At 68.6% G+C, this 23330-nt stretch carries 20 protein-coding genes and 2 pseudogenes; 15 read left to right on the forward strand and 7 right to left on the reverse strand.

Annotated elements, in window-relative coordinates:
* Positions 1-33 precede the first annotated feature (33 nt).
* From yajC to queA, 3 genes are all read right to left on the reverse strand, one after another.
* A complete protein-coding gene (gene yajC, locus ACFWP0_RS28845; protein WP_054451553.1) occupies positions 34-378 on the reverse strand; it encodes a preprotein translocase subunit YajC in 345 nt (114 codons plus the stop codon).
* A 229-nt stretch (positions 379-607) separates the two neighbouring features.
* Entirely contained in the window at positions 608-1744 is a 1137-nt protein-coding gene (tgt, locus tag ACFWP0_RS28850; RefSeq protein WP_377848085.1) for a tRNA guanosine(34) transglycosylase Tgt, read from the reverse strand.
* Positions 1741-2799: a tRNA preQ1(34) S-adenosylmethionine ribosyltransferase-isomerase QueA gene (gene queA / locus ACFWP0_RS28855; protein WP_377848087.1), complete on the reverse strand. Its 1059-nt coding sequence runs from the start codon at positions 2797-2799 to the stop codon at positions 1741-1743. The genes tgt and queA overlap by 4 nt, the downstream gene beginning before the upstream one ends.
* A gap of 232 nt (positions 2800-3031) precedes the next feature.
* Between queA and ACFWP0_RS28860 the strand changes: the two genes are divergently transcribed.
* The 3 genes from ACFWP0_RS28860 to upp all read left to right on the forward strand — a co-directional run bounded on the left by ACFWP0_RS28860 (position 3032) and on the right by upp (position 6532).
* Complete coding sequence (locus ACFWP0_RS28860; RefSeq protein ID WP_377848089.1) at positions 3032-4189, forward strand: ABC transporter substrate-binding protein; 1158 nt, start codon at positions 3032-3034, stop codon at positions 4187-4189.
* Positions 4190-4290: 101 nt separating this feature from the next.
* Complete coding sequence (gene dacB, locus ACFWP0_RS28865; protein WP_377848091.1) at positions 4291-5739, forward strand: D-alanyl-D-alanine carboxypeptidase/D-alanyl-D-alanine-endopeptidase; 1449 nt, start codon at positions 4291-4293, stop codon at positions 5737-5739.
* Between the two features lie 154 nt (positions 5740-5893).
* On the forward strand, positions 5894-6532 hold the full coding sequence (gene upp, locus ACFWP0_RS28870; protein WP_377848092.1) for a uracil phosphoribosyltransferase: 639 nt from the start codon (positions 5894-5896) through the stop codon (positions 6530-6532).
* A 9-nt stretch (positions 6533-6541) separates the two neighbouring features.
* Here upp and cysG read toward each other — a convergent pair whose 3' ends face one another.
* The gene (gene cysG, locus ACFWP0_RS28875; protein ID WP_377848094.1) at positions 6542-7957 is read right to left on the reverse strand and encodes a siroheme synthase CysG; all 1416 of its coding nucleotides are present in this window, start codon (positions 7955-7957) and stop codon (positions 6542-6544) included.
* Positions 7958-8080: 123 nt separating this feature from the next.
* Entirely contained in the window at positions 8081-8662 is a 582-nt protein-coding gene (locus ACFWP0_RS28880; RefSeq protein ID WP_377848096.1) for an ANTAR domain-containing response regulator, read from the reverse strand.
* Positions 8663-9141: 479 nt separating this feature from the next.
* On the opposite strand from ACFWP0_RS28880, the gene ACFWP0_RS28885 reads away from it, so the two are divergent.
* From ACFWP0_RS28885 to ACFWP0_RS28925, 9 genes and pseudogenes are all read left to right on the forward strand, one after another.
* Positions 9142-10440, forward strand: a complete 1299-nt coding sequence (locus ACFWP0_RS28885; RefSeq protein WP_377848098.1) for a CmpA/NrtA family ABC transporter substrate-binding protein — start codon at positions 9142-9144, stop codon at positions 10438-10440.
* Positions 10441-10466: 26 nt separating this feature from the next.
* Entirely contained in the window at positions 10467-11297 is an 831-nt protein-coding gene (ntrB, locus tag ACFWP0_RS28890; RefSeq protein WP_377848099.1) for a nitrate ABC transporter permease, read from the forward strand.
* A 4-nt stretch (positions 11298-11301) separates the two neighbouring features.
* Positions 11302-12177 carry an ABC transporter ATP-binding protein gene (locus tag ACFWP0_RS28895; RefSeq protein ID WP_377848101.1) on the forward strand — a complete coding sequence of 292 codons (876 nt, stop codon included), beginning with the start codon at positions 11302-11304 and terminating at the stop codon, positions 12175-12177.
* Positions 12178-12186: 9 nt separating this feature from the next.
* Positions 12187-13404, forward strand: a pseudogene (locus tag ACFWP0_RS28900) (NAD(P)/FAD-dependent oxidoreductase); the annotation flags it as partial.
* Positions 13405-13409: 5 nt separating this feature from the next.
* The gene (locus ACFWP0_RS28905) at positions 13410-16136 is read left to right on the forward strand and encodes a molybdopterin-dependent oxidoreductase (RefSeq protein WP_377848102.1); all 2727 of its coding nucleotides are present in this window, start codon (positions 13410-13412) and stop codon (positions 16134-16136) included.
* A 139-nt stretch (positions 16137-16275) separates the two neighbouring features.
* Positions 16276-17001: a hypothetical protein gene (locus ACFWP0_RS28910; RefSeq protein ID WP_377848116.1), complete on the forward strand. Its 726-nt coding sequence runs from the start codon at positions 16276-16278 to the stop codon at positions 16999-17001.
* 83 nt (positions 17002-17084) lie between these two features.
* Positions 17085-17402 carry a YqjD family protein gene (locus ACFWP0_RS28915; protein ID WP_377848104.1) on the forward strand — a complete coding sequence of 106 codons (318 nt, stop codon included), beginning with the start codon at positions 17085-17087 and terminating at the stop codon, positions 17400-17402.
* A 68-nt stretch (positions 17403-17470) separates the two neighbouring features.
* A complete protein-coding gene (locus ACFWP0_RS28920; protein ID WP_377848105.1) occupies positions 17471-17887 on the forward strand; it encodes a phage holin family protein in 417 nt (138 codons plus the stop codon).
* A 3-nt stretch (positions 17888-17890) separates the two neighbouring features.
* Positions 17891-18253, forward strand: coding sequence for a hypothetical protein (locus ACFWP0_RS28925; protein ID WP_377848107.1), 363 nt, complete (start codon positions 17891-17893; stop codon positions 18251-18253).
* A 79-nt stretch (positions 18254-18332) separates the two neighbouring features.
* Here ACFWP0_RS28925 and ACFWP0_RS28930 read toward each other — a convergent pair whose 3' ends face one another.
* Positions 18333-19877 carry a UbiD family decarboxylase gene (locus ACFWP0_RS28930; protein WP_377848108.1) on the reverse strand — a complete coding sequence of 515 codons (1545 nt, stop codon included), beginning with the start codon at positions 19875-19877 and terminating at the stop codon, positions 18333-18335.
* Positions 19878-19958: 81 nt separating this feature from the next.
* Between ACFWP0_RS28930 and ACFWP0_RS28935 the strand changes: the two genes are divergently transcribed.
* Positions 19959-20777, forward strand: coding sequence for a lytic transglycosylase domain-containing protein (locus ACFWP0_RS28935; RefSeq protein ID WP_377848110.1), 819 nt, complete (start codon positions 19959-19961; stop codon positions 20775-20777).
* Positions 20778-20832: 55 nt separating this feature from the next.
* On the opposite strand, the gene ACFWP0_RS28940 is transcribed toward ACFWP0_RS28935, so the two are convergent.
* Positions 20833-21993: a pyridoxal phosphate-dependent aminotransferase gene (locus ACFWP0_RS28940; RefSeq protein WP_377848112.1), complete on the reverse strand. Its 1161-nt coding sequence runs from the start codon at positions 21991-21993 to the stop codon at positions 20833-20835.
* A 43-nt stretch (positions 21994-22036) separates the two neighbouring features.
* On the opposite strand from ACFWP0_RS28940, the gene ACFWP0_RS28945 reads away from it, so the two are divergent.
* The gene (locus ACFWP0_RS28945; RefSeq protein ID WP_377848114.1) at positions 22037-22924 is read left to right on the forward strand and encodes an FAD-binding protein; all 888 of its coding nucleotides are present in this window, start codon (positions 22037-22039) and stop codon (positions 22922-22924) included.
* 137 nt (positions 22925-23061) lie between these two features.
* Positions 23062-23330, forward strand: a pseudogene (locus ACFWP0_RS28950) (NADP-dependent malic enzyme); the annotation flags it as partial.

Consider the following 23330-nt stretch of genomic DNA (forward strand, 5'->3'; position numbering starts at 1 on the left):
ACAAGAGCCCCCGTCGGGGCTCTTGTAGGACGCTTACAGGGCCTTGATGGTTCCCTTGGGCAGCACGGTCGAGACCGACGACTTCTGCATGATGACTTCGACGGGCTTGTCGGCCAGTTCCGAGACTTCGACGGTGACGTAGCTGTCGTTGACCTTGGTGACCTTGCCGAGCATGCCGCCGGCGGTGACGACTTCGTCGCCCTTGGCCAGGGCGGCGATCAGATTGCGGTGTTCCTTCTGGCGCTTCATCTGCGGACGGATCATCAGGAAGTAGAGGATCACGAACATCAGGATGATGGGCAGCATGCCCATCAGCGCGTTGCCTTCGGGAGCGGCGGCCTGGGCCACGACGAGGCTGGCGGTATCGATAACGGACATTGAATTCTCCTGCGTTTGAGTCTGTTTGGGTTTATAGCTATGTTTTTATGCGCCCATCCCCGCGCGAGCCATGGATAGGGCAAGCCGACTATTGTATATAGGTTATAGCCGGCCTTTAACTAGGGTGTCTTCCCATGCGCCGGGGCGGCTGCCCGACAAATCGGCGACCTGCCCGATCAAATGGGGGCAAATCTCCACGGAAAAAGCCCCCAACTGGAAAAAAAGCCCGTTACTCGATCCCGCGGGCGCGGTCCGCGGCGAACTGGGCGCGCCAGGCGTCAAAGCGCCCCTCGGCGATGGCTTCGCGCATTTCCTTCATGATAGTCAGGTAGAAGTGCAGGTTGTGCAGCGTATTCAGGCGCGCGCCGGTGATTTCATTGGCGCGCTGCAGGTGATGCAGGTAGGCGCGCGAGAAGTTCGCGCAGGTGTGGCAGCCGCAGCTCGGGTCCAGCGGACGGGTGTCGTCGCGGTACTTGGCGTTGCGGATCTTGACGTCGCCGAAACGGGTGAACAGCCAGCCGTTGCGGGCATTGCGGGTGGGCATGACGCAGTCGAACATGTCCACGCCGCGGCTCACGCCCTCGACCAGGTCTTCCGGCGTGCCCACGCCCATCAGGTAGCGCGGAGCCTGGGCCGGCAGCTTGGGCGTCACGTGCGCCAGGATGCGCATCATGTCTTCCTTGGGCTCGCCGACCGACAGGCCGCCGATGGCGTAGCCGTGGAAGCCGATGTCCTGCAGCCCCGCCAGGGATTCGTCGCGCAGCGACTCGTACATGCCGCCCTGGACGATGCCGAAGAGGGCGTTGGGATTTTCCAGGCGGTCGAATTCTTCGCGCGAGCGACGCGCCCAGCGCAGCGACATGCGCATCGAGCGCGCGGCTTCCTCGGCGGTGGCGGGCCGGCCGTCGATTTCATAGGGCGTGCACTCGTCGAACACCATCACGATGTCGGAATTCAGCGAGCGCTGGATGCGCATGGATTCTTCCGGCGTCAGGAACAGGCGCGCGCCGTCGATGGGGGAGGCGAACTTGACGCCTTCCTCGGTGATCTTGCGCATGCCTTGCAGGCTGAACACCTGGAAGCCGCCGGAGTCCGTCAGGATGGGCCTGTCCCACTGCATGAAGCCGTGCAGCCCGCCGTGCTTTTCCATGATTTCCGTGCCCGGGCGCAGCCACAGGTGGAAGGTGTTGCCCAGCACGATCTGCGAGCCGATTTCCTTCAGCTCGTGCGGCATCATCGCCTTGACGCTGCCGTAGGTGCCCACGGGCATGAAGATGGGGGTTTCGACCACGCCGTGGTTCAGCGTGATGCGGCCGCGGCGGGCGCCGCCGTCGGTGGCTAGCAGTTCGAAGTTCAGTCCGGTCATGGGGCGGGGGATTCGATAAACATGGCGTCGCCATAGCTGAAGAAGCGGTAGCGCTGGGCGACGGCGTGGGCGTAGGCGCGGCGGATCGGCTCGACGCCGGCCAGCGCCGACACCAGCATCAGCAGGGTCGACTGGGGCAGGTGGAAGTTGGTGACCAGGGCGTCCACGACGCGGTATTGGTAACCGGGGGTGATGAACAGGCGGGTGTCGCCCTGGGCGGCGGCCAGCGGCAGGCCGGGGGCCGCGCGGCCCTCGGTCTGGGCGGCGGCGGATTCCAGCGCGCGCACGCTGGTGGTGCCCACGGCGATCACGCGGCCTCCCTGGGCGCGGGCGGCAGCGATGGCGTCCACGGCGGCCTGGGGCACCGTGAACCATTCGGCGTGCATGATGTGGTCGGCCAGGTTGTCCACGCGCACGGGCTGGAAGGTGCCGGCGCCCACATGCAGGGTGACGAAGGCGCGCGCCACGCCCAGTTCGGACAGGCGGTCCAGCGTGGGCTGGTCAAAGTGCAGGCCGGCGGTGGGGGCCGCCACCGCGCCGGGCTCGCGGGCGTAGACCGTCTGGTAGCGGTCGTCGTCGCCGGCGTCGGCCGCGTGCGTGATGTAGGGCGGCAGCGGCGTGGCGCCGTGCGCGTCCAGCAGTTCCAGCACGGGGCCGGGAAAGCGGATGTCGAATAGTTCGCCCTCGCGGCCCAGCACCGTGGCCTCGAAGGCATCGGCCAGGCGCAGCACCATGCCGGGGCCGGGCGACTTGCTGGCGCGCACATGGGCCAGCACGCGGTCGGATTCGGTGATGCGCTCGACCAGCACCTCGATCTTTCCGCCGGTGATCTTGTGGCCGGCCAGGCGCGCCTTGATGACGCGCGTGTCGTTGAACACCAGCAGGTCGTGCGGGCGCAGCAACGCGGCCAGGTCGGCGAACTGCCGGTCGTGCAGCTGGCCGGCGCCGTCCAGGTGCAGCAGGCGGCTGCCCGTGCGCTCGGCGGCGGGCGTCTGCGCGATGAGCTCGGGCGGCAGGTCGTAATTGAAATCGGAAACGGTGAAGGACTGGGTCACGCGGGTATCTGGATCAGAGGGAACGGGCCCCGCAAAAGGCGAGCCAGGCGGTCGGGCGGGCTTGGGGCAACCAGATATTGTAAAGGGGACGGCTAATAGGGGCGGAACGAGGGGTTTCACGCTCCACCGTTTTTCCTGCCGCGGGCGGCGGTTTCCGCCGTATAACCGTGTTCTACGCCGTAGCGGATCGGCGCTGTCCATAACGATATCCGCATATCCAAGGAGACTGCGCATGCCCCCCCGTTGCTCCCTCATGGCCGCCGCGCTGGCGGGCCTGCTGGCCATGGGCGCCGCGCCCGCGCTGGCCCAGGTGAAGATTGGCGCCACCCTGTCCACGACCGGCCCCCAGGCGTCGCTGGGCATCCCCGAACGCAACACCATCAGCCTGCTTCCCGCCGAGATCGGCGGGGTGAAGGTCGAGTACGTGGTGCTGGACGACGCGTCGGATACGACCCGGGCGGTCAGCAATTCCCACAAGCTGATCTCCGAAAACAAGGTGGACCTGATCGTCGGCTCCACCACCACGCCCAACACCATGGCCATGCTGGACACGGTGGCCACGGGCGCCACGCCCGTGATCACGCTGGCGTCCTCGGCCCGGCTGATCGATCCGGTGGACGACAAGCGCCGCTGGGTGTTCAAGACGCCGCACTCCGATTCGCTGATGGCCGAGGGCATCGCGCGCCACGCCGCCGCCGCCGGCGTGAAGAAGCTGGCCTTCATCGGCTTTAACAACGCCCTGGGCGAGACCTTCTGGGTGGAGATCGAGAAAGCGGCCAGGAAGCACGGCATCGAGGTCGTCGGCAGGGAGAGCTTCGCGCCCACGGACACCTCGGCCGTGGCCCAGACCCTGAAACTCATCGGCGCCGCCCCGGACGCGGTGGTGGTCGGCGCCTCCGGCACGCCCGCCGCGATGCCGGCCCGGGCGCTGCGCGAGCGCGGCTTCCAGGGCAAGATCTATTTCAACCACGGGGTGGCCAACAACGACTTCCTGCGCGTTTGCGGCACGGCCTGCGAAGGCGCCTGGGTGCCGGTGGGGCCGGTGATGGTGGCGGACCTGCTGCCGGACGACAACCCGGTCAAGGCCACGGCGCAGGGCTTCGCCCGGAAATACGAGGCCGCCAACGGTCCGGGCAGCGTATCGCTCTTTGCCGCCTACACCTGGGACGTGGGGCTGCTGCTGCAGCAGGCGATCCCCGTGGCGCTCAAGACCGCCAAGCCGGGCACGCCGGAATTCCGCGCCGCGCTGCGCGACGCGCTAGAGAACGTCAAGAACCTGCCCACGGCGACCGGCGTGGTGAACATGAGCCCCACCGACCACAACGGCCTGGACGAACGCGCCCTGGTCATGGCCACCGTCGCGTCCGGCAAGTGGCGGCTGCAGAAATAAAAGCGGGCGGGCGGCGGGGCGGGCGGGTCCGCGCCGCCCGCAACCGTCCCAGGTTTTGTATGCTCTCGGTTTTGCGGGAAGAGCAACCGGGTGGGCGTGGGATGACGGGACAAGCGAATATGCGTGTGGGCGGGCTGAAGCAATGGCTGGCCGGCGGACTGCTGGCCCTGGCCGCGGGCGCCGCCTTTGCGCAGGTCCCGGGCCTGCCGCCGAGTGTGGTGAAGGCCTGGAAGGCCAGCAAGCTGCCCGACAGCGCCCTGTCCCTGGTGGTGCAGGAAGTGGGCGGCCCGCGCCTCGCGGCGCTGAACGCCAAGGAATCGCGCAATCCCGCGTCGGTGATGAAGCTGGTCACGACCTGGGCCGCGCTGTCCGAGCTGGGCCCCAACTACGTCTGGCGGACCGAATTCATGGCTGCGCCGGGCGCCCGGCCCGACGCCAAGGGCGTGCTGAGCGGCCCGCTGTACCTGCGCGCCGGGGGCGATCCGCAATTCCTGCTGCAGGACCTGTGGGCGCTGCTGCGCGAATTGCGGCTGCGCGGGGTCAAGCAGATCAACGACCTGGTGATCGACCGCAGCATCTTCGGCCAGGTGGCTACGGACCCCGGCGCCTTCGACGGCGCGCCGGACCGGGCCTACAACGCCAGCCCGGATGCCCTGATGGTGGGCTTTGGCGCCTTGCGCCTCCTGTTCACGCCCGATCCCGTCGCCAACAAATGGGTGCCGCTGATCGATCCGCCGCTGCCCGGCCTGAAGATCGAAGGCCATGTAGAGTGGAGCGACATCCGCTGCCCGGGGCCGCCTGTGGTCACGACCGACCCGGTCATCACCCAGCAGGGCGTCACCATCCGCGTGAACGGCAAGGTGGCCGGCTCCTGCGGCGAATTCAGCCTGTACCGCCTGGCGCTTTCCCAGCCCGACTACGCCACCGAGGTGTTCCGCATGCTCTGGAAGGAGCTGGGCGGCACGTTCAAGGGGCAGGTCCGCTCCGGCATGGTCCCGCCCGACGCGGTGGTGCTGGCTTCCCACGACTCGCCGACGCTGGCCGAGGCGATCCGCCAGATCAACAAGCGCAGCAACAATGTCATGGCGCGGACCCTGCTCCTGACGCTGGGCGCCGAGCGCGGCCGCCGGCCGTCCACCGTCACCAGCAGCGAGGCCGTGGCCAAGGAGCTGCTGGCCAAGCAGGGCCTGAATATGCCCGAACTGGTCATCGACAACGGCGCAGGCCTGTCGCGCGACGCCCGGGTATCCGCCGACAGCCTGGCGTCGATGCTCACCGTGGCCTGGAATTCGCCGGTGATGCCGGAGTACATCTCGTCCTTTGCGATCGCCGGGGTGGACGGCACCGTGCGCCGCCGCCTGAAGGGCAACGGCACCCTGGGCATGGCCCACCTGAAGACCGGATCGCTGCGCGACGTGCGCTCGATCGCCGGTTACGTGCTGGGCGCCAGCGGCAAGCGCTACGTTGTGGTCAGCATCGTCAACCACGACCAGGCCGGCGCCGTCCGCGCCTTCGACGACGCCTTGATAGCCTGGCTCGCCGAACAATGAATGCGTACCCCCCACGCCGCGCACGCGAGGGCCCCTAAACCGATTACGATCCTCATGTGTGGCTCGCCAACGGCCGACGCGCGCGCGTCGCGCCGTACCGGTTCCGCCTGAGGCGAAAACGCCTGACCAACAAATATTCTGGAGAGTTACGCACATGCCCGTGCACGAAATCCGCCATCCGCTGATCCGCCATAAGCTCGGGATCATGCGGCGCGCCGACCTGAGCACCAAGAGCTTCCGTGAACTGTCGCAGGAAGTCGGCGCGCTGCTGACTTATGAGGCCTCCAAGGATCTGCCGCTGGCCCCCGCCACTGTCGAAGGCTGGTGCGGCCAGGTCCAGGTGGAGAAGATCGCCGGCAAGAAAGTCACCGTGGTGCCCATCCTGCGCGCCGGCATCGGCATGCTGGACGGCGTGCTCAGCCTGATTCCGGGCGCCAAGGTCAGCGTCGTGGGCGTGGCCCGCAACGAAGAGACGCTGGAAGCGCACACCTACCTGGAACGCCTGGTGGGGGAACTGGACCAGCGCCTGGCGCTGATCGTGGATCCGATGCTGGCCACCGGCGGCTCGATGGTTGCCGCCATCGACCTGCTCAAGCGCGCCGGCTGCAAGGAAATCCGCGCGCTGGTGCTGGTCGCCGCGCCGGTCGGCATCGACGCCGTGCTGGCCAAGCACCCCGACGTGCATATCTACACGGCGTCCATCGATGACGGCCTGAACGAGCACGGCTACATCATGCCGGGCCTGGGCGACGCCGGCGACCGCATTTTCGGGACCACGCAAAAGACGTCGTAGCTTGCGCGGCTACGCGGCCAGCTTCTCCAGCCGGCCGTCCAGGTGCTGGCCGAACCAGTGCAATTGCGGCGCCAGTCCGGCGACCTCGCCCACGATCAGCAGGGCGGGGGAGCGGATGGCGTGCGCCTGGGCCAGCCGCGGCAGCTGCTCCAGCGTGCCCGAGAGCACGCGCTGTTCCGGCCGGCTGCCGTTTTCGATCAGCGCGAACGGCGTCTGCGGCGAACGGCCGTGGCGCAGCAGGCGCCCGGTCAGCAGGTCCAGCTGTCCCACGCCCATATAGAACGCCAAGGTCTGTTTTTCACGGGCGAGCGCGGGCCAGTCCAGGTTGTCCTCGTCCTCGCGGCAGTGCGCCGTGACCAGCCGTACGGACTGCGCATGTTCGCGGTGCGTCAGCGGGATGCCGGCATAGGCCGCACAGGCCAGCGCGGCGGTGATGCCGGGCACCACTTCATAGCGCACGCCATGGGCGCGCAGATATTCCAGTTCTTCGCCGCCTCGGCCGAAGATGAAGGCGTCGCCGCCCTTGAGCCGCACGACCCGGCGGCCGGCGCGCGCATGCTCGACCAGCAGCGCATGGATGCGCGCCTGGGTCGCGTGATGGTTTTCTCCGGGCAGCTTGCCCACGGCCACGCGTTCGGCATCGCGGCGCGCCAGCGACATGACCTCGTCGCTGACCAGCCGGTCATACAGGATCACGTCGGCTTCGTTCAGGGCCCGCAAGGCCTTGAGCGTGAGCAGGCCGGGGTCGCCGGGGCCGGCGCCCACCAGCACCACGCTGCCCGCGGCGGGGGCAAGCGGCGCGGCCAGGGCGGCGGCCAGCGCGGCTTCTGCCTGCGCCGGCTGCTGCTGGCGCAGAAAGCCGGCCACCGGGCCGTCCAGCAGCCAGTCGTAGAAGCGGCGGCGCGCGCCCAGGTCAGGGTGGCTGGCGCGGATGCGCTTGCGGTAATCGGCGGCCAGGCCGGCCAGCTGGCCCAGCGTGTGGTCGAACAGCGATTCGATGCGTTCGCGGATCCGGCGGGCCAGCACGGGCGCCACGCCGGACGAGGAAATCGCGACGATGACCGGGGACCGGTCCACGATGGACGGCACCTGGAACGACGACAGTTCCGGGTCGTCCACCACGTTGCTGAAGATGCGGCGCGCTTCGGCGGCTTCGGAGACGGCGGCGTTGGTCGCGCGGTCGTCGGTGGCGGCCACGACCAGCCACACGGCTTCCAGCCAGGCGGCGTCGAAACGCCCCGGCAGGTGGCGGATGCGGCCTTCGGCCGCCAGGGCAGCCAGGGCGGGCGTCAGTTCGGGGGCGCCCACGACGACGTCGGCGTGGGCCTCCAAGAGGGCGAGCGTCTTGCGTTCGGCGACCGCGCCGCCGCCCACCACCAGTACCAGCCGGTCTTTCAGATCGGCAAAAATCGGGAAAAGCTTCATGAATGCCAGCCTCGGGCGTACCCGGCTCAATGTGAGTCGATCATAGGGACGGGCTTTCATCCCCACAACTTTTGATTTCTTTATTCCATATAGCCATAACTTATTAGGCGCAGGCGGGCCGGCCTAGGCGCTGCCCAGCCACTGGCTCATTTCGACGACCTCGCGGGCCACCTCGCCCAGCCGCTTCTGGCTTTGCATGGCGCGCTCGCGCAACAGCCGGTGCGCCTCGTCCTCGGGGATGGAACGCGCCTTCATCAGGATACCCTTGGCCTTCTCCACCCATTGGCGGTCGGCCAGGCGCAGTTGGGCCTCGCGCAGCTCCTCGCGGCGCGACTTCTCCATGGCGAAGCGTTCGATCGCCACCGTCAGCAGCGGCTCGATGCGGGCGGCGGGCACGTCGCCCACCACGTAGGCGGCCACGCCCGCGCGCAGGGCCGTGCGTATGGTTTCGCGGTTGCCGTTGTCGGTGAACATCACGACCGGGCGGTCGCTGTGCTCGCTGGCCACGCAGACGTTCTCCAGGGTGTCGCGCCCGGGCGCGTCGCTGTCGATCAGCACCACGTCCGGGGCGGCGCGGGCGATGCTGGCGGCCAGGTCCATGCCGGGCGCCACTTCCGCGACGACATGCACGCCCGCCGCGGCAAGCGTTTGCCGCAGCGACGCCGCGCGTCCTTCGCCATCGTTCAGCAGCATGACCTTCAGCATGGGACCCCCCAGATGTTTTTACTGATGCAAGTTCCGTGCCATCGTTGCGGCAGCGCGCTGCGGCGAGCCCGCGCACGGCGGCGGGGCGCGGCCCGCACAGGAATGGTGCGCTGCCGCAACCGGCTGCGCACCATCTTGGTTCGCGCCCTGTTTTAGGGGGCGTCCATGACCCGCCGCATCCATGGCGGCTTGCGCCGCAAAGCCAGCGGCGGCGCGGGTTCCGGCGGAATTCGCGTGGCCCGCCGCGCAGTTGGCACAGCGCTTGCTTAAGTGAAAACGGGGCGGCCAACGGCGGTCGCCCGACGCAATGCGCCGCAATACGCGGCAAGGGACAACGACGTTCCGCAGCGCCATCGGATTGGGTTCCGTGGCGCGCGGGACGTTTTTTTTCGCCGGGCCGCCCCTGGAAAAAATGCCCCCTCGGGGGCAGCAAGCACGCGAAGCGTGCGCAGCGCGGGGGGCTTTTTCAGGAGTTGTGCATGACGCCAGTGACCCGTAGCCCCTCGACCGACGCCGCCGGCGCCGACACGACCGCCAACGCCGGACGCCGCAAATGGCTGAGCGGGACGGCGCGCGCGGTGGCCGGCGCCGGCCTGCTTTCCCTGGTTGACCCGCTGGTGCGCGCCGGCGCCTGGGCCGCCGGCACCGATGCGCCGGAAAAGACCGAGGTGAAGATCGGCTTCATCCCGCTGACCGACTGCGCCTCGGTCGTGATGGCCTCGGTGCTGGGCATCGACAAGAAGTACGGCGTGACGATCACGCCGTCCAAGGAGGCCTCCTGGGCCGCGGTGCGCGACAAGCTCATGAATGGCGAGCTGGACATGGCGCACGTGCTGTACGGCCTGGTCTACGGCGTCCACATGGGCGTCGGCGGACCGAAGAAGGACATGGCCGTGCTGATGAACCTGAACCAGAACGGCCAGGCCATCACGCTGTCGAACAAGCTGCTGCAGGCGGGCGCGCGCGACGGCGAATCGCTGGCCAGGCTGATGGGGTCGGACAAGCGCGAATACACCTTCGCCCAGACCTTTCCCACCGGCACGCACGCGATGTGGCTGTACTACTGGCTGGCGGCCTACGGCATCAACCCCATGAAGGACGCCAAGGTCATCACGGTGCCGCCGCCGCAGATGGTGGCGAACATGCGCGTGGGCAACATGGACGGCTATTGCGTGGGCGAGCCCTGGGGCGCGCGCGCCATCCTGGACAAGATCGGCTTCACCACCGTCACCACGCAGGGCATCTGGGCGGATCACCCCGAAAAGGTGCTGGGCACCAGCGCCGACTTCGTGGCGCGCAATCCGAACACGGCGCGCGCCGTCACCGCCGCGATTCTCGAAGCCGGCAAGTGGATCGACGCTTCTCCCGAAAACCGCCGCAAGACTGCGGAAACCATTGCCGCCAAGTCCTACGTCAATACGGATGCCAGCGGCATCGTGGACCGCATGCTCGGCCACTACGACGACGGCCTGGGCAAGAAGTGGACGGACGAGCACGCCATGCGCTTCTATGCCGACGGCGCCGCCAACTTCCCGTACCTGAGCGACGGCATGTGGTTCCTGACGCAGCACAAGCGCTGGGGGCTCTTGAAGGAACATCCCGACTACCTGGCGATGGCCAGGCAGATCAACCGCATCGACGTCTACAAGCAGGCGGCGCAGGCCGCCGGCGTGGCGCTGCCCGCCAGCGAGATGCGCGCCTCCAAGCTCATCGACGGCGTGGTTTGGGACGGCAGCAATCCCGCGGCCTATGCCGACGGTTTCAAGGTCAAGGCCTGAGCGCCGATACGAAAAGGGGACTCGCAATGTCTACCGTAACGAGTATGCGCCGAAGCGACGAGTTCGCCGCGCTGTGGCGGGAACGCCTGGAATCCGCGCTGAAGGCGGTGGTGGGGCCGGCGGCTGGGTTCGCGCTGTTTGTGCTGGTCTGGCAGGTGGTGGCGATGCGGATACCGGAAATCCCCACGCCCGGCGTCACCTGGAGCGCGGCCGTGGACCTGTTTTCGGATCCGTTCTATGACAACGGCCCGAACGACAAGGGCATAGGCTGGAACCTGCTGGCTTCGCTGGAGCGCGTGGCGGTCGGCTTCGGCCTGGCGGCGCTGGTCGGCATTCCCGTGGGCTTCGCGATCGGCCGCTACGCGGCGGTGCGCGCCATGTTCTCGCCCATCGTGAGCCTGCTGCGGCCGGTCTCCCCGCTGGCCTGGCTGCCGCTGGGGCTGCTGCTGTTCAAGGCGGCCAATCCCGCCGCGATCTGGGCCATTTTCATCTGTTCGATCTGGCCCATGATCATCAACACGGCGGTGGGGGTGTCGCGCGTGCCGCAGGACTACCTGAACGTGGCGCGCGTGCTGAACCTGTCGGAGTGGAAGATCACGACGAAGGTGCTGCTGCCCGCCGTGCTGCCCTACATGCTGACCGGAGTGCGGCTGTCCATCGGCACCGCATGGCTGGTGATCGTGGCGGCGGAAATGCTGACCGGCGGCACGGGCATCGGATTCTGGCTGTGGGACGAGTGGAACAACCTGAAGGTGGAGCACATCGTCATCGCCATCTTCGTGATCGGCATCGTGGGGCTGCTGCTGGAAACCCTGCTGGTCGCGCTGGCCCGCCGCTTCACCTACACCGAGGAATAGCGCCATGAAGAAATTCGTACGCATCGAACGCGTGGGACAGACGTTCAACACCCGCAAGGGCGCCTTCGTGGCGCTGCGCGACATCGACCTGACCGTGGAGCAGGGCGAGTTCATCACGCTGATCGGCCATTCCGGCTGCGGCAAGTCGACCCTGCTGAACCTGATCGCCGGCCTGACCCGTCCGACTTCCGGCGTGCTGCTGTGCGCGGAGCGCGAGATCGCCGGCCCCGGCCCGGACCGGGCGGTGGTGTTCCAGAACCATTCGCTGCTGCCGTGGCTGAACTGTTTCCAGAACGTGCACCTGGCGGTGGAGCGCGTGTTCGGGGCCAGGGAAAAGCGCGAGCAGCTTGCCGAGCGCACGCGCGCCGCGCTGGATCTGGTGGGGCTCTTGCCGGCGCAGAACAAGCTGCCCCGGGAAATCTCCGGCGGCATGAAGCAGCGCGTGGGCATTGCGCGCGCGCTGGCGATAGAGCCGGGCGTGCTGCTGATGGACGAGCCCTTTGGCGCGCTGGACGCGCTGACCCGCGCGCATCTGCAGGATGAGCTGCTGAAGATCGTGGCCAAGACGCGCACGACCACCATCATGGTCACGCACGACGTGGACGAGGCCGTGCTGCTGTCCGACCGCATCGTGATGCTGACCAACGGCCCGGCGGCGACCATCGGCGAGATCCTGCCGGTGCCCTTGTCCCGGCCGCGCGACCGCGTGCGGCTGGCCAACGACGCGGCCTATCTGGCCTGCCGCGCCTCGGTCGTGGACTTCCTGCACCGCCGCCACGGCAACCCGGAGCGCTCGCAGGCCGTGGCGCAGGCCAATGCTGCCCTGGCCGCGGACCCCGCCCCGCTGGAGGAGGCGGGCGCCTCGCGCGCCGCCGCATAGGGGACCGCCATGGACGCGAAGCAGAAGCTGGTGGTGGTCGGCAACGGCATGGCGGGCATCCGCACGGTGGAAGAGCTGCTGAAGCTGGCGCCGGACCTCTACGACATCACGGTGTTCGGCGCCGAGCCCTACACCAATTACAACCGCATCCTGCTGTCGCCCGTGCTGACCGGCGAGCAGACCTTGCAGGACATCGTGCTCAACGACGAGGACTGGTACGCCCGCCACGGCATCCGGCTGCAGCTCAACCGCAAGGTGGTCGGCATCAACCGGGCGAGGCGCACGGTGTTGGCCGACGACGGGACGCAGACGCCGTACGACCGGCTGCTGCTGGCCACCGGGTCCAATCCGTTCATCCTGCCGGTGCCGGGCCATGAGCTGGACGGGGTCATCGCCTTTCGCGACATCCGCGACGTGAATCTGATGATAGACGCGTCGTCGCGCTACCGGCACGCGGTGGTGATCGGCGGCGGCCTGCTGGGGCTGGAGGCCGCCAACGGCCTGGCGGCGCGCGGCATGGACGTGTCGGTCGTGCATCTGGGGGCGGCGCTGCTGGACAGGCAGCTGGACGGCGAGGCCGCCGCCCTGCTGCGCCAGAGCCTGGAGGCGCGCGGCCTGAAGTTCCTGCTCAAGCGCCAGACCGAGGCGATCCTGGGCGGGGACGACGGGCGCGTGCGCGCGCTGCGCTTCGCGGACGGAAGCGAGATCCCGGCGGACCTGGTCGTGATGGCGGTGGGTGTGCGGCCCAACACGGAGCTGGCCCAAAGCTGCGGCCTGCACGTGGACCGGGGCGTGGTGGTCAGCGACACCTTGCAGACCTACGACCCGCGCATCTATGCGGTCGGCGAATGCGTCAGCCATCGCGGCACCGCCTACGGCCTGGTCGCGCCTTTGTTTGAACAGGCGAAGGTGGCGGCCAACCATCTGGCGCTGCACGGCATCGGCCGCTACGAAGGCAGCGTCACGTCGACCAAGCTGAAGGTCACCGGCATCGACCTGTTCTCCGCCGGCGACTTCGTGGGCGGCGCGCAAACCGAAACGATCACGCTGGCCGACACGCCGGGCGGCGTCTACAAGAAACTGGTGATCCGGGGCGACAGGCTGGTGGGCGCCTGCCTGTACGGCGACACCGCGGACGGCGCCTGGTATGTCCGGCTGATCCGCGAAGGCGTGGGCATCGAAGCCCTGCGCGACCGGCTCATGTTCGGCGAAAGCGTGGCGGGCGAATAGGGATGGACATGCCTTTGACTCGCCGGATCGACATCCGGAACGACGCCGCGGGCGTCACGGAAGTGGCCTCGGTGTGCTGCTATTGCGGCACGGGCTGCGGCGTGCGCGTGCAGGTGCGCGACGGCGCGGTGCTGGGCGTGCGCGGCGACGAGCGTCACCCGGCCAACCACGGCAAATTGTGCAGCAAGGGCCTGGCCCTGGCCGCCACGGTGCGGAGCGACGGCGCGCGCGTGCTGTCGGCGCAATGGCGCGAGGCGCGCGGGCTGCCCCTGCGGGACATCGGGCTGGAGCAGGCGCTGGACATCGCGGCGGACACGCTGGCCGCCACGATCGCCCGCCACGGCCCCGACGCCGTGGGCTTTTATCTGTCCGGCCAGCTGCTGACGGAGGACTACGCCGTCTTCAACAAGCTGGCGAGGGCGCTGGCGGGCACCAACAACATCGACACCAATTCCCGGCTGTGCATGTCGAGCGCCGTGTCGGGCTACAAGCTCACCCTGGGCGCCGATGCGCCGCCGGCCTGCTATGAGGACCTGGAACTGGCGGACACGGTGCTGATCGCCGGGTCCAACATGGCCTACGCGCACCCCGTGCTGTTCCGGCGGCTGGAGGCGGCGCGGGCGCGCCGCCCCGGCATGAAGGTGATTGTGGCGGACCCCCGGCGCACGGACACCGCCGCCTTCGCGGACCTGCACCTGCCGCTCGCGCCGGGCAGCGACGTGGCCCTGTTCAACGCCATGCTGAACGTCATGGTGCGCGAAGGGCTGGTCGACCACGGCTACATCCAGCGGCACACCGAGGGCTTCGACGCGCTGCGGGCGCGGGTAGAGGCCTGCACGCCCGAGATGGCGCAGCAGATCTGCGGGGTGCCGGCGCGGGACATCATTCAGGCGGCCCGCTGGTTTGGCCAGGCCGGCGCGGCGCTGTCGCTCTACACGATGGGTTTGAACCAGTCGGCCAGCGGCACCGACAAGAACGCCGCGCTGATTCACCTGCACCTGGCGACGGGGCAGATAGGCCGGCCGGGCGCCGGGCCGCTCTCGCTGACGGGCCAGCCCAACGCCATGGGCGGCCGCGAGGCGGGCGGCATGGCCACCTTGCTGCCGGGCCATCGCGACCCTGCATCGGCGGCGGACCGGGCCGAGGTGGCCGGACTGTGGGGCGTCGAGCGCCTGCCCGACATGCCCGGCGCGACCGCCCTGGACATGTTCGACGCGGTGCTGGAGGGGCGCATCAAGGTGCTGTGGATCGCGGCGACCAACCCCGCGCAGTCGCTGCCCGATCAGGCGCGCGTGCGCGCGGCGCTGGAGCGCGCCGAGTTTGTCATCGTGCAGGAGGCGTTTGCCGGCACCGAGACCCTGGCCTATGCCGACCTCGTGCTGCCCGCGGCGACGTGGCCCGAGAAGTCCGGCACCGTGACCAATTCCGAACGGCGCGTCAGCCGGGTTCATGCGGCGATCGCGCCGCCCGGCGATGCAAAGCCCGATTGGCGGCTGGCGCAGGCGGTCGCCCGTCGCCTGGCCGGCCGCATCGCGCCGGAGAAGGCGGCGCTGTTCGCCCATCGCGATGAAAGCGAGGTCTACGCCGAGCACGCCCGCATGACGGCCGGGCGGGACCTGGACTACAGCGCGCTGGACTACGAGACCCTGCGCCTGCGGGGGCCGCAGCAATGGCCCTACCGCCAGGGCCAGGGGACGGCGCGGCTGTATGCCGACGGCGTCTACCCCACCGCCAGCGGCCGCGCGCGTTTTCGCGACGTGGCGTGGCGCCCCACCGCCGAAACCGTGTCCGGCGAGTTTCCCCTGCAGCTCACTACCGGCCGCCTGCGCGACCACTGGCACACGATGGCGCGCACCTCGCTCGCCCGCGCGCTGACGCAGCATGTCGAGGAACCCAGGGTGTCGCTGCATCCCGACGACATGCGCCGGCTCAAGCTCGACCCCGGCGCGCTGGCGCGGCTGCGCTCGCGGCGGGGCAGCGTGGTGCTGCCCGCCCGGGCGGACGATGCGGTGCAGCCCGGCCATGCCTTTGTGCCGATGCACTGGGGCAGCGCCTACATGGCGGGCCTGGGCGTGAATGCGCTGACCAGCCCGGCCTGCGATCCGGTCTCGCGCCAGCCGGAACTGAAGTTCAGCGCCGTGTCCGCCGAACCCGCCGGCCTGGCGTGGCAGGCGGCGGGGTGGCTGCAAGGCGACGGCGCGGCGCTGCGCGCGCAACTGGCGCCCTGGCTGCGCCGCTTCGACTACGCCGTGGTGCTGCCGGTCGGGGCGGGCGGCGTGCGGCTGCGGCTGGCGGCCCGCGCCGCGCCGGACGCCGCGCTGCTGGACGAGTTGGCGGATGCGCTGGGCCTGTGCCGCTCCGACGTGGCGTTCGACGATCCCTCGCGCGGCTTCATGCGCAGGGTCGCGGCCGGGCAGGGGGCGTTGCGGGCCTTCCTCCTGGCCGGCGACCTGCGGGCGCAGGATGCGCTGCTGGCGTGGGCCGCGGGCGGCGATGCGCCCGCCAGCGTTGCCGCCCTGCTGATGGGGCGCGTCGCCGGGCCGGTCCGCTCGCGCATCGTCTGCGTCTGCAATGGCGTCAGCGAGGCGGCGATCCAGGGCGGCATCGGCAAAGGCTGCGACCTGGCGGCGCTGAAGGCCACGCTGGGATGCGGGACCGGTTGCGGCTCATGCGTGCCGGAGATACAGTCCCTGATAGCTCGCGCGCCGGCCGTCGCGGCGCCTGCATAGCGGGCGTCGGCGGGGCTGGGGGCGGGCCGCGCCCGACACGTTCCGACATACGCCAGGCATGGCAACCGGTGTAGTATCAAGCCGACCGTCCCCCCAAGTGCGGACGGCGTTTTTCTGATTTCTGGAGTGGCTTGTGACGATGCGAAAAATGGCATCCCTGGTTTTTGCCGCGGGCGCGCTGGGCGCCGCCGCGACGGCGCAAGCCGGCGTGTGCGACGCGCAATTCATGCATGACGGCGGCGCGGTCCAACTGACCGGTTCGGGCAACCTGGCGCTGGGTGCCGACCTGACTTTTGCCGAGGTTACAAAAAGCAATGGCGACAACTGCCGCGCACGCGTGCAGGGCGTGGCCCGGTTCAGCTACGCGGGCCTGCCGCCCGGCAAATCCAAGCTCGATTACCTGATGACGGTCAAGGGCGGCCAGGCCACCTTCCTGCGCTACGCCAGCGCGGGCGAGGCGCCGCAGCCTTCCGAAGGCCAGTTCGACCTGCGCATGCTGGGTCTCTTTGCCTACGACGGCAAGCTCGACGCCGGCCAGCGGCTGCCGGGCTCGTCGTTCCGCCTGAAGATCGGCAAGGAAGCGCCCGTGGGCGGCCAGCCCAGCACGACGGTGCGCATCGGCGAGAAAACCGTGGGAAAGAAGACCCCGGTGGATACCGCCCTGGGCAAGCAGTCCTGCCACCCGATCACCTACACGCGCAACTCCGATCCCACCATGGCCACCTTCCAGGGCCTGACCATTCCCATCCCCGGCATGAACACGACGGTGACCGATTGGTATTGCCCGGCGGTCAATCTGGTGATGAAGCAGGATATCGACCAGGGCGGCGTCAAGTCAGCGGTTGAGATTACGCAGATCAAGTAGCACACGGTAGCAAGCACGCCATGTTCCCCGCATGGCGGCTGGTATGATGGTTTCGTCATAGACACACAACAGGAGCTCAAAAAATGGCCACGAGAAAATCCGAAGAAGTCGCAAAAGAAAAACTCATCGACAGTGTCAAGACCAGCCTGAATGACGCCGAAAGCCTGCTGCGCGAAGCCGCCAGCAGCACCGGCGACAAGGCGAACGAACTGCGCGACCGCGCGCTGACCTCGCTCAAGCGCACCCGCGAAGCCCTGTACGAAGCGCAAGACGCAGTGCTTGAGCGTGGCCGCAAGGCTGCCCGCGCGACGGACGATTACGTGCATGACAATCCCTGGCAAGCCATCGGTGTCGCAGGCGTGACCGGCCTGCTGCTCGGCTTGCTGATCAGCCGCCGCTGATAAGGCAGGGCGTCCGGGCGGGCGGCGCAGGCGTTAGTCCGCGCCGTCCGCCCGGCGTCCTTTCCGCCATGGGTCTACGAAAATCTGTATTCGGTGTCGCGTCCAGCCTGGTCGGGCTGTTGCGCACGCGTCTGGAGCTGCTGGCTCTGGAGGCGGCGGATGAAAAGGCGCGCCTGCTCAAGCTGCTGGGCATGGCGTTTGCCGCGTTGCTGTTCCTGACGCTGGCCGTGCTGGTGGCCACCATCTCCATCGCCGTGGCGTTCTGGCCCACTGAAGACCGCTACCTGGCCCTGGGCCTCCTGGCGGCTTTCTATGGCATTGTCGGGGTGGTGCTGTTGCTGGTGGTGCGCCATGGACTGGTCTACGGCGCGGCGCCGTTCTCGGCCACGCTGGAAGAGCTGGGCCGCGACGCGGAACTGCTGGAGCGTGTCCGCGACGCGCAAAGCGATGACGACGCGAAGGCCCGTCGCCGCGAGGAGATCTGAACCATGAAAAAAAGGTCTCCCACCGTCGACCGCGCCGTGCGCATCGAGCTGCTGCGCGCCCGCGCCGCCATCGAGCGCGAATCGCTGGCGCAAAGCATCGTGTCCGCCGGACGCAAGCTGGAGCCGGCCTCGCTGATCCGGGGCATGCTGCCCGGGCTGGCTTCGGGCGGCGCGTCCCGCTGGGCTTTGCAGGCGATTACGCTGGCGCGGCGCTATCCCATCGTCAGTTCATCCCTGTCCGCCCTGTTCATGCGCGGCGGCAAGCGGTCCAAGCTCTTGAAGATCGCCGGCGGCGCCTTTGTCGGCTGGCAACTGTTCAAGACCTGGCAAGGCATGCGCCACGACCGGGACACGGATGCGCGCTAGCGGCGCGTTCTCCGGGTTCCCAAACGAATAAACCCCGCCTTCGTGGCGGGGTTTTTCATGCGCGCCGCGGGCCGCGGGCTTACAGGCCCAACTGGCCCCACAGGTCGTCCACGCGCTTCTTGACGTCGGCGTCCATCGTGATGGGGGTGCCCCATTCGCGGTGGGTTTCGCCGGGCCATTTGTTGGTGGCGTCCATGCCCATCTTGCCGCCCAGGCCCGACACCGGCGAGGCGAAGTCCAGGTAGTCGATGGGGGTGTTCTCCACCAGCAGCGTGTCGCGCACCGGGTCCATGCGGGTGGTCATCGCCCACACCACTTCCTTCCAGTCGCGCGGGTTGATGTCTTCGTCCACCACCACGATGAACTTGGTGTACATGAACTGGCGCAGGATGCTCCACAGGCCGAACATGACCCGCTTGGCGTGCCCCGCGTACTGCTTGCGGATCGACACCACGGCCAGGCGGTAGCTGCACCCTTCGGGCGGCAGGTAGAAGTCCACGATCTCCGGGAGCTGGCGACGCAGCAGGGGCACGAAGACCTCGTTGAGCGCCACGCCCAGCACGGCCGGTTCGTCGGGCGGCTTGCCGGTGTAGGTGGAGTGGTAGATGGGATTGCGCCGCATCGTGATCCGCTCCACCGTGAAGACGGGGAACCAGTCCTGCTCGTTGTAGTAGCCGGTGTGGTCGCCGTAGGGGCCTTCCAGCGCCATTTCGTAGTCGGAATTCGGCGGCGGGTTGACGCCTTCGGGCACGGCGGGCTTGACGGCGCGCGGATCGGAGGACGGCAGCAGATGGCCTTCCAGCACGATCTCGGCCCAGGCCGGTACGGACAGGTCGCTGCCCAGCGCCTGCGCGACTTCGGTCCGCGAGCCGCGCAGCAGGCCGGCGAACTGGTATTCGGACAGGCTGTCGGGCACGGGGGTGACCGCGCCCAGCGTGGTGGCCGGGTCGGCGCCCAGCGCCACGGCGATGGGGAAGGGCGTGCCGGGGTGGGCGATCGCGTGGTCGCGGAAATCGAGTGCGCCGCCGCGATGCGACAGCCAGCGCATGATCAGCTTGTTGGGGCCCAGCAGCTGCTGGCGGTAGATGCCCAGGTTCTGGCGCTTTGCGTTGGGGCCGCGCGTGATGACCAGGCCCCAGGTCAGGAGCGGCGCCACGTCGCCGGGCCAGCACGTCTGGATCGGCAGGCGGGTCAGGTCCACGTCCTTGCCTTCCCAGACGATCTCCTGGCAGGCGGGGCTCTTCACGTTCTTGGGGCTCATGTCCCACAGCGCGGCCTTCAGCATGGACACCTTGGCCAGCGCATCGCGCAGGCCCTTGGGCGCTTCGGGTTCGCGCAGCGAGGCCAGCAGCTCGCCGATGTCGCGCAAGGCGCTGACGTTGTCGGCGCCCATGCCGCGGGCCACGCGGGAGGGCGTGCCGAACAGATTGGTCAGCACCGGCATCTGCGCGGCCTGGCCGTCGTGGCGGGCATTTTCAAACAGCAGGGCCGGGCCCTCGGCGCGCAGCACGCGGTCGGAAATTTCGGTCATTTCCAGCCGTGTGGAGACCGGCGCGGCGATGCGTTTAAGGTCGCCCATCCGTTCAAGTTGGGCGAGGAAGTCTCTAAGGTCGCGGTATTTCACTACAGATCCCAGCGATTTGGTTACATTTTAGATAGAAAGAGAGGTTAACATTGACTCCCTCTTTTTTACGCAGGAGGTTTTATGCCCGATGCGTCAGTGGCCAGCCTGTTCAGGAACATGGCCCAAGGAGTGCACCAATATCTTGCCGAATCCCTGCGCATTTGCTCCGTTTATCTGGGCATTGCGGTCATTGTGACGGTAAGCATGGGATTCGCCCTGCCTGGTTTGCGCGACCAGGCATTGCAAGTGCACAAAGCCTTGTTGACCGCCCTAGCGCCTTCATCCATGCAAGCCGGCGCCGATTCCGATGCCGGCTCCGAACTGGGTTCCGACACTGCGTCGGCAATTGCCATGGCCGTTCCCACCGCCCCCGTCAGCAATGCCACCGGCATGCTGGGGCCAGCCCGCGTTGCGCCTCCGGCGCCAAAAAAGCCCGCCACGGTGGCGACAGGCCCGCAGGCCGAAGCATTGCGCAACTATATATCGCGCAAGTACAAGGTCGCCTATGACGCGACCGGCCCGCTCTTGAACACCGTGTACAAGGTGAGCCGCGAAAAGCAGCTGGACCCCTTGCTGGTCCTGGCCGTGATCGCCATCGAGTCCCGCTACAACCCGCTGGCGGAAAGCCATGTGGGCGCGCAGGGCCTGATGCAGGTCATGACCAGCGTGCACCAGGACAAGTTCGATGCGGTCGGCAAGAATCCGCTGGACCCGTCCGCCAACATCGGCGTCGGCGCCACGATCCTGCGCGACTGCATCAACCGCCGCGGTTCCGTGGATGGCGGCCTGGCTTGCTACGTGGGCTCCACCGGGCCAGACGACAACGGCTACGGGGCGAAGGTGCAGGCCGAACGCCGGCGCCTGGCGCTGGCCTCGGGCATCGCCCTGGCCCGCGACTGATTCCCCGAGTTGCACGACAAGGCGCGCCCCTGGGCGCGCCTTGGTCGCTGGGGCGTCAGCGCTGCAGCAACTGGCCGATGCGGGCGACGGCCTCTTCCAGGCGGTCCAGCCCCGTGGCGTAGGAAAAGCGCATGGTGTGCCCGCCGTGGGCCGGGCCGAAGTCCAGTCCGGGGACGGCCGCCACGCCGGCTTCCAGCAGCAGGCGCTGCGAGAACGTGGCGCTGTCCATGCCCAGGCTGCTGATGTCGGCGTAGATGTAGAACGCGCCGTCCGGCTTGACCGGCACCTGGATGCCCAGCCGCTCGAATTCCGGCAGCAGGTAGTCGCGGCGCTGCTTGAAGGCTTCGCGGCGATGTTCAAAGGTTTTGAGCGCGGCGGGCGAGAAGCAGGCCAGCGCGGCGTGCTGGGCCAGCGTGGGCGCGCAGATCGCCAGGCTGGACGCGATTTTCTCCACCGGCGCGACCATGTCCTGGGGCACGATCATCCAGCCCAGGCGCCAGCCGGTCATGTGGAAGTACTTCGAGAAGCTGTTGATGACGATGATGTCGTCGTCCAGCGTCAGCGCCGAGCGCGGCTGGCCGTCGTAGGACAGGCCCAGGTAGATCTCGTCGACGATGGCGAAGCCGTCGCGCGCGCGCACCTGCGCCAGCAGGTCGGCCAGCTCGCCATGGTCGATGGAGGTGCCGGTGGGGTTGCTGGGCGAGGCCACCAGCACGCCTTGCGTGGCGGGCGTCCAGTGCTGGGCCACGTCCTGGGCGGAAAGCTGGAAGCGCTTTTCGGCCGAGCTGGGAATCAGGCGGGGCACGCCGCCCGCGGCCAGCACGAAATTGCTGTTGGCCGGGTAGGACGGGTCGGGCATCAGCACTTCGCCGCCCGGGTTCACCAGCGCCGCGCAGGCCAGCGTCAGGGCGCCGGAGGTGCCCGACGTGACGATCACGCGGGACGGATCGATCGTCGCGCCGAACTGGTCGTGATAGAACTGGGCGATGGCGGCGCGCAGCGGCATCAGGCCGGCGCCCGGGCTGTAGCCGCTGAGGCCGGCGTGCGCGGCGCGCTCCAGCGCTTCCACGACCTGGGGGGGCGCGGTAAAGTCCGGTTCGCCGATGCCCAGGCTGATAATGTCCTTGCCCGCCGCCTGCAGCGCTTGCGCCTGCTTGAAGAGTTCCATTACCTGGAAAGTCAGAAAATCATGGGTGCGAGTGGCAAGGCGGGGCATTGGATTCTCGAAAGCGTCTTCTAGCGAAAAAGGAATTGTAGTCATGCAGCCCTCCCGGCGCGCCTTCCTCCTCGGCCGTCGGCCTGCCCAGACACCCTGGGCGGCCTTTGTGCAACGCCTGGCATTGGTTTGCCAAGGGCAGGTGCGCGACCTGGGCGAGGGCGGCGCGGGCGGCGCCTGCGCCGTCCTCACCCCGGCCCGCGACGCGGACGCGGCGCATGCGCGCGCGCTGTGCGCGGAATACCGCGTCGTGCTTGAGCTGGAAGGCGCGGCGGGACCCTACGCCCCGGCGGCGGGGCCGCGCCTGCGGGTTGATCCCTCGCTGCTGGCTGGCCTGGCGCGGCTGGGCGGCGACGCGCCGCGCTGGCGCGCCCAGCCCGGCGTGCCGCTGGCGGCGCTGGCCCAGGCGGGACTGCGCCAGTTCGCGGGGCTGCCGGGCGACATGACCCTGGCCCAATGGCTGGCGGCGCCGGCCCTCTGGCCCGCCGGCAGGTGCGCCGCATCGGGGTTGCTGGCGGCGGACGTCATGCTGGCCGACGGCGTCGAGGAGACGCTGGGCCCGTTCGGCGAGTCCGATGTCCAGCCCCTGCGCTCGGCCACGGTGCAGCGCCTGGTGCCGGCGCTGTTCCAGCTTGCCTCGGGCGGCGACGCCTTCGCCACCCGGGACGGCTACCACTGGCTGGGCCGCTACCGGCTGGATGCGCTGAAACCCGAGGTCCCGGCCGGCGTCAACCTGGCGCACCTGCTGCTGGGGCATGGCGGCACGCTGGCCTGGGTGCAGAGCGTCATGCTGACGGACGCGCCGGCCTGGACAGAGGAGGGGCCAGAGCCCGAGACGCCGGGGCTGGCCACCTTCCGGCTGGATGCGCGGGTCAAGGCGCTGTTCGATCCCGATGGACGTTTTCCCTTATTTCAGGCCCGGGAAATTTGATACTTTTCAGCTTGCTGTAAGATTTCGGCGCTCGTCCTCAAAGAAAGGGGAACGTCGCGGATGTATCGCGACGCCCGTCATGGGAATAGAATTCCTCCCTCTTTCCGTGTCACACACTCTAGCCAGTAGCCGCCCATATGGATGCCAACCTTCGCAAAGCCGCCCTTGAATACCACGAGCACGGGCGCCCCGGCAAAATCTCGGTCACGCCGACCAAGCAGCTGACGAACCAGCGCGATCTGGCCCTGGCGTACTCGCCCGGCGTGGCGGCGGCCTGTGAGGAAATCGTGGCGGACCCCGCCAATGTGTTCCGCTACACCGCCCGCGGCAACCTGGTGGGCGTGATCACCAACGGCACCGCGGTGCTGGGCCTGGGCAACATCGGCGCGCTGGCCTCCAAGCCGGT

Source organism: Achromobacter sp. NPDC058515 (assembly GCF_042721735.1).
In the GTDB taxonomy this organism is placed as follows: Bacteria; Pseudomonadota; Gammaproteobacteria; order Burkholderiales; family Burkholderiaceae_B; genus Achromobacter.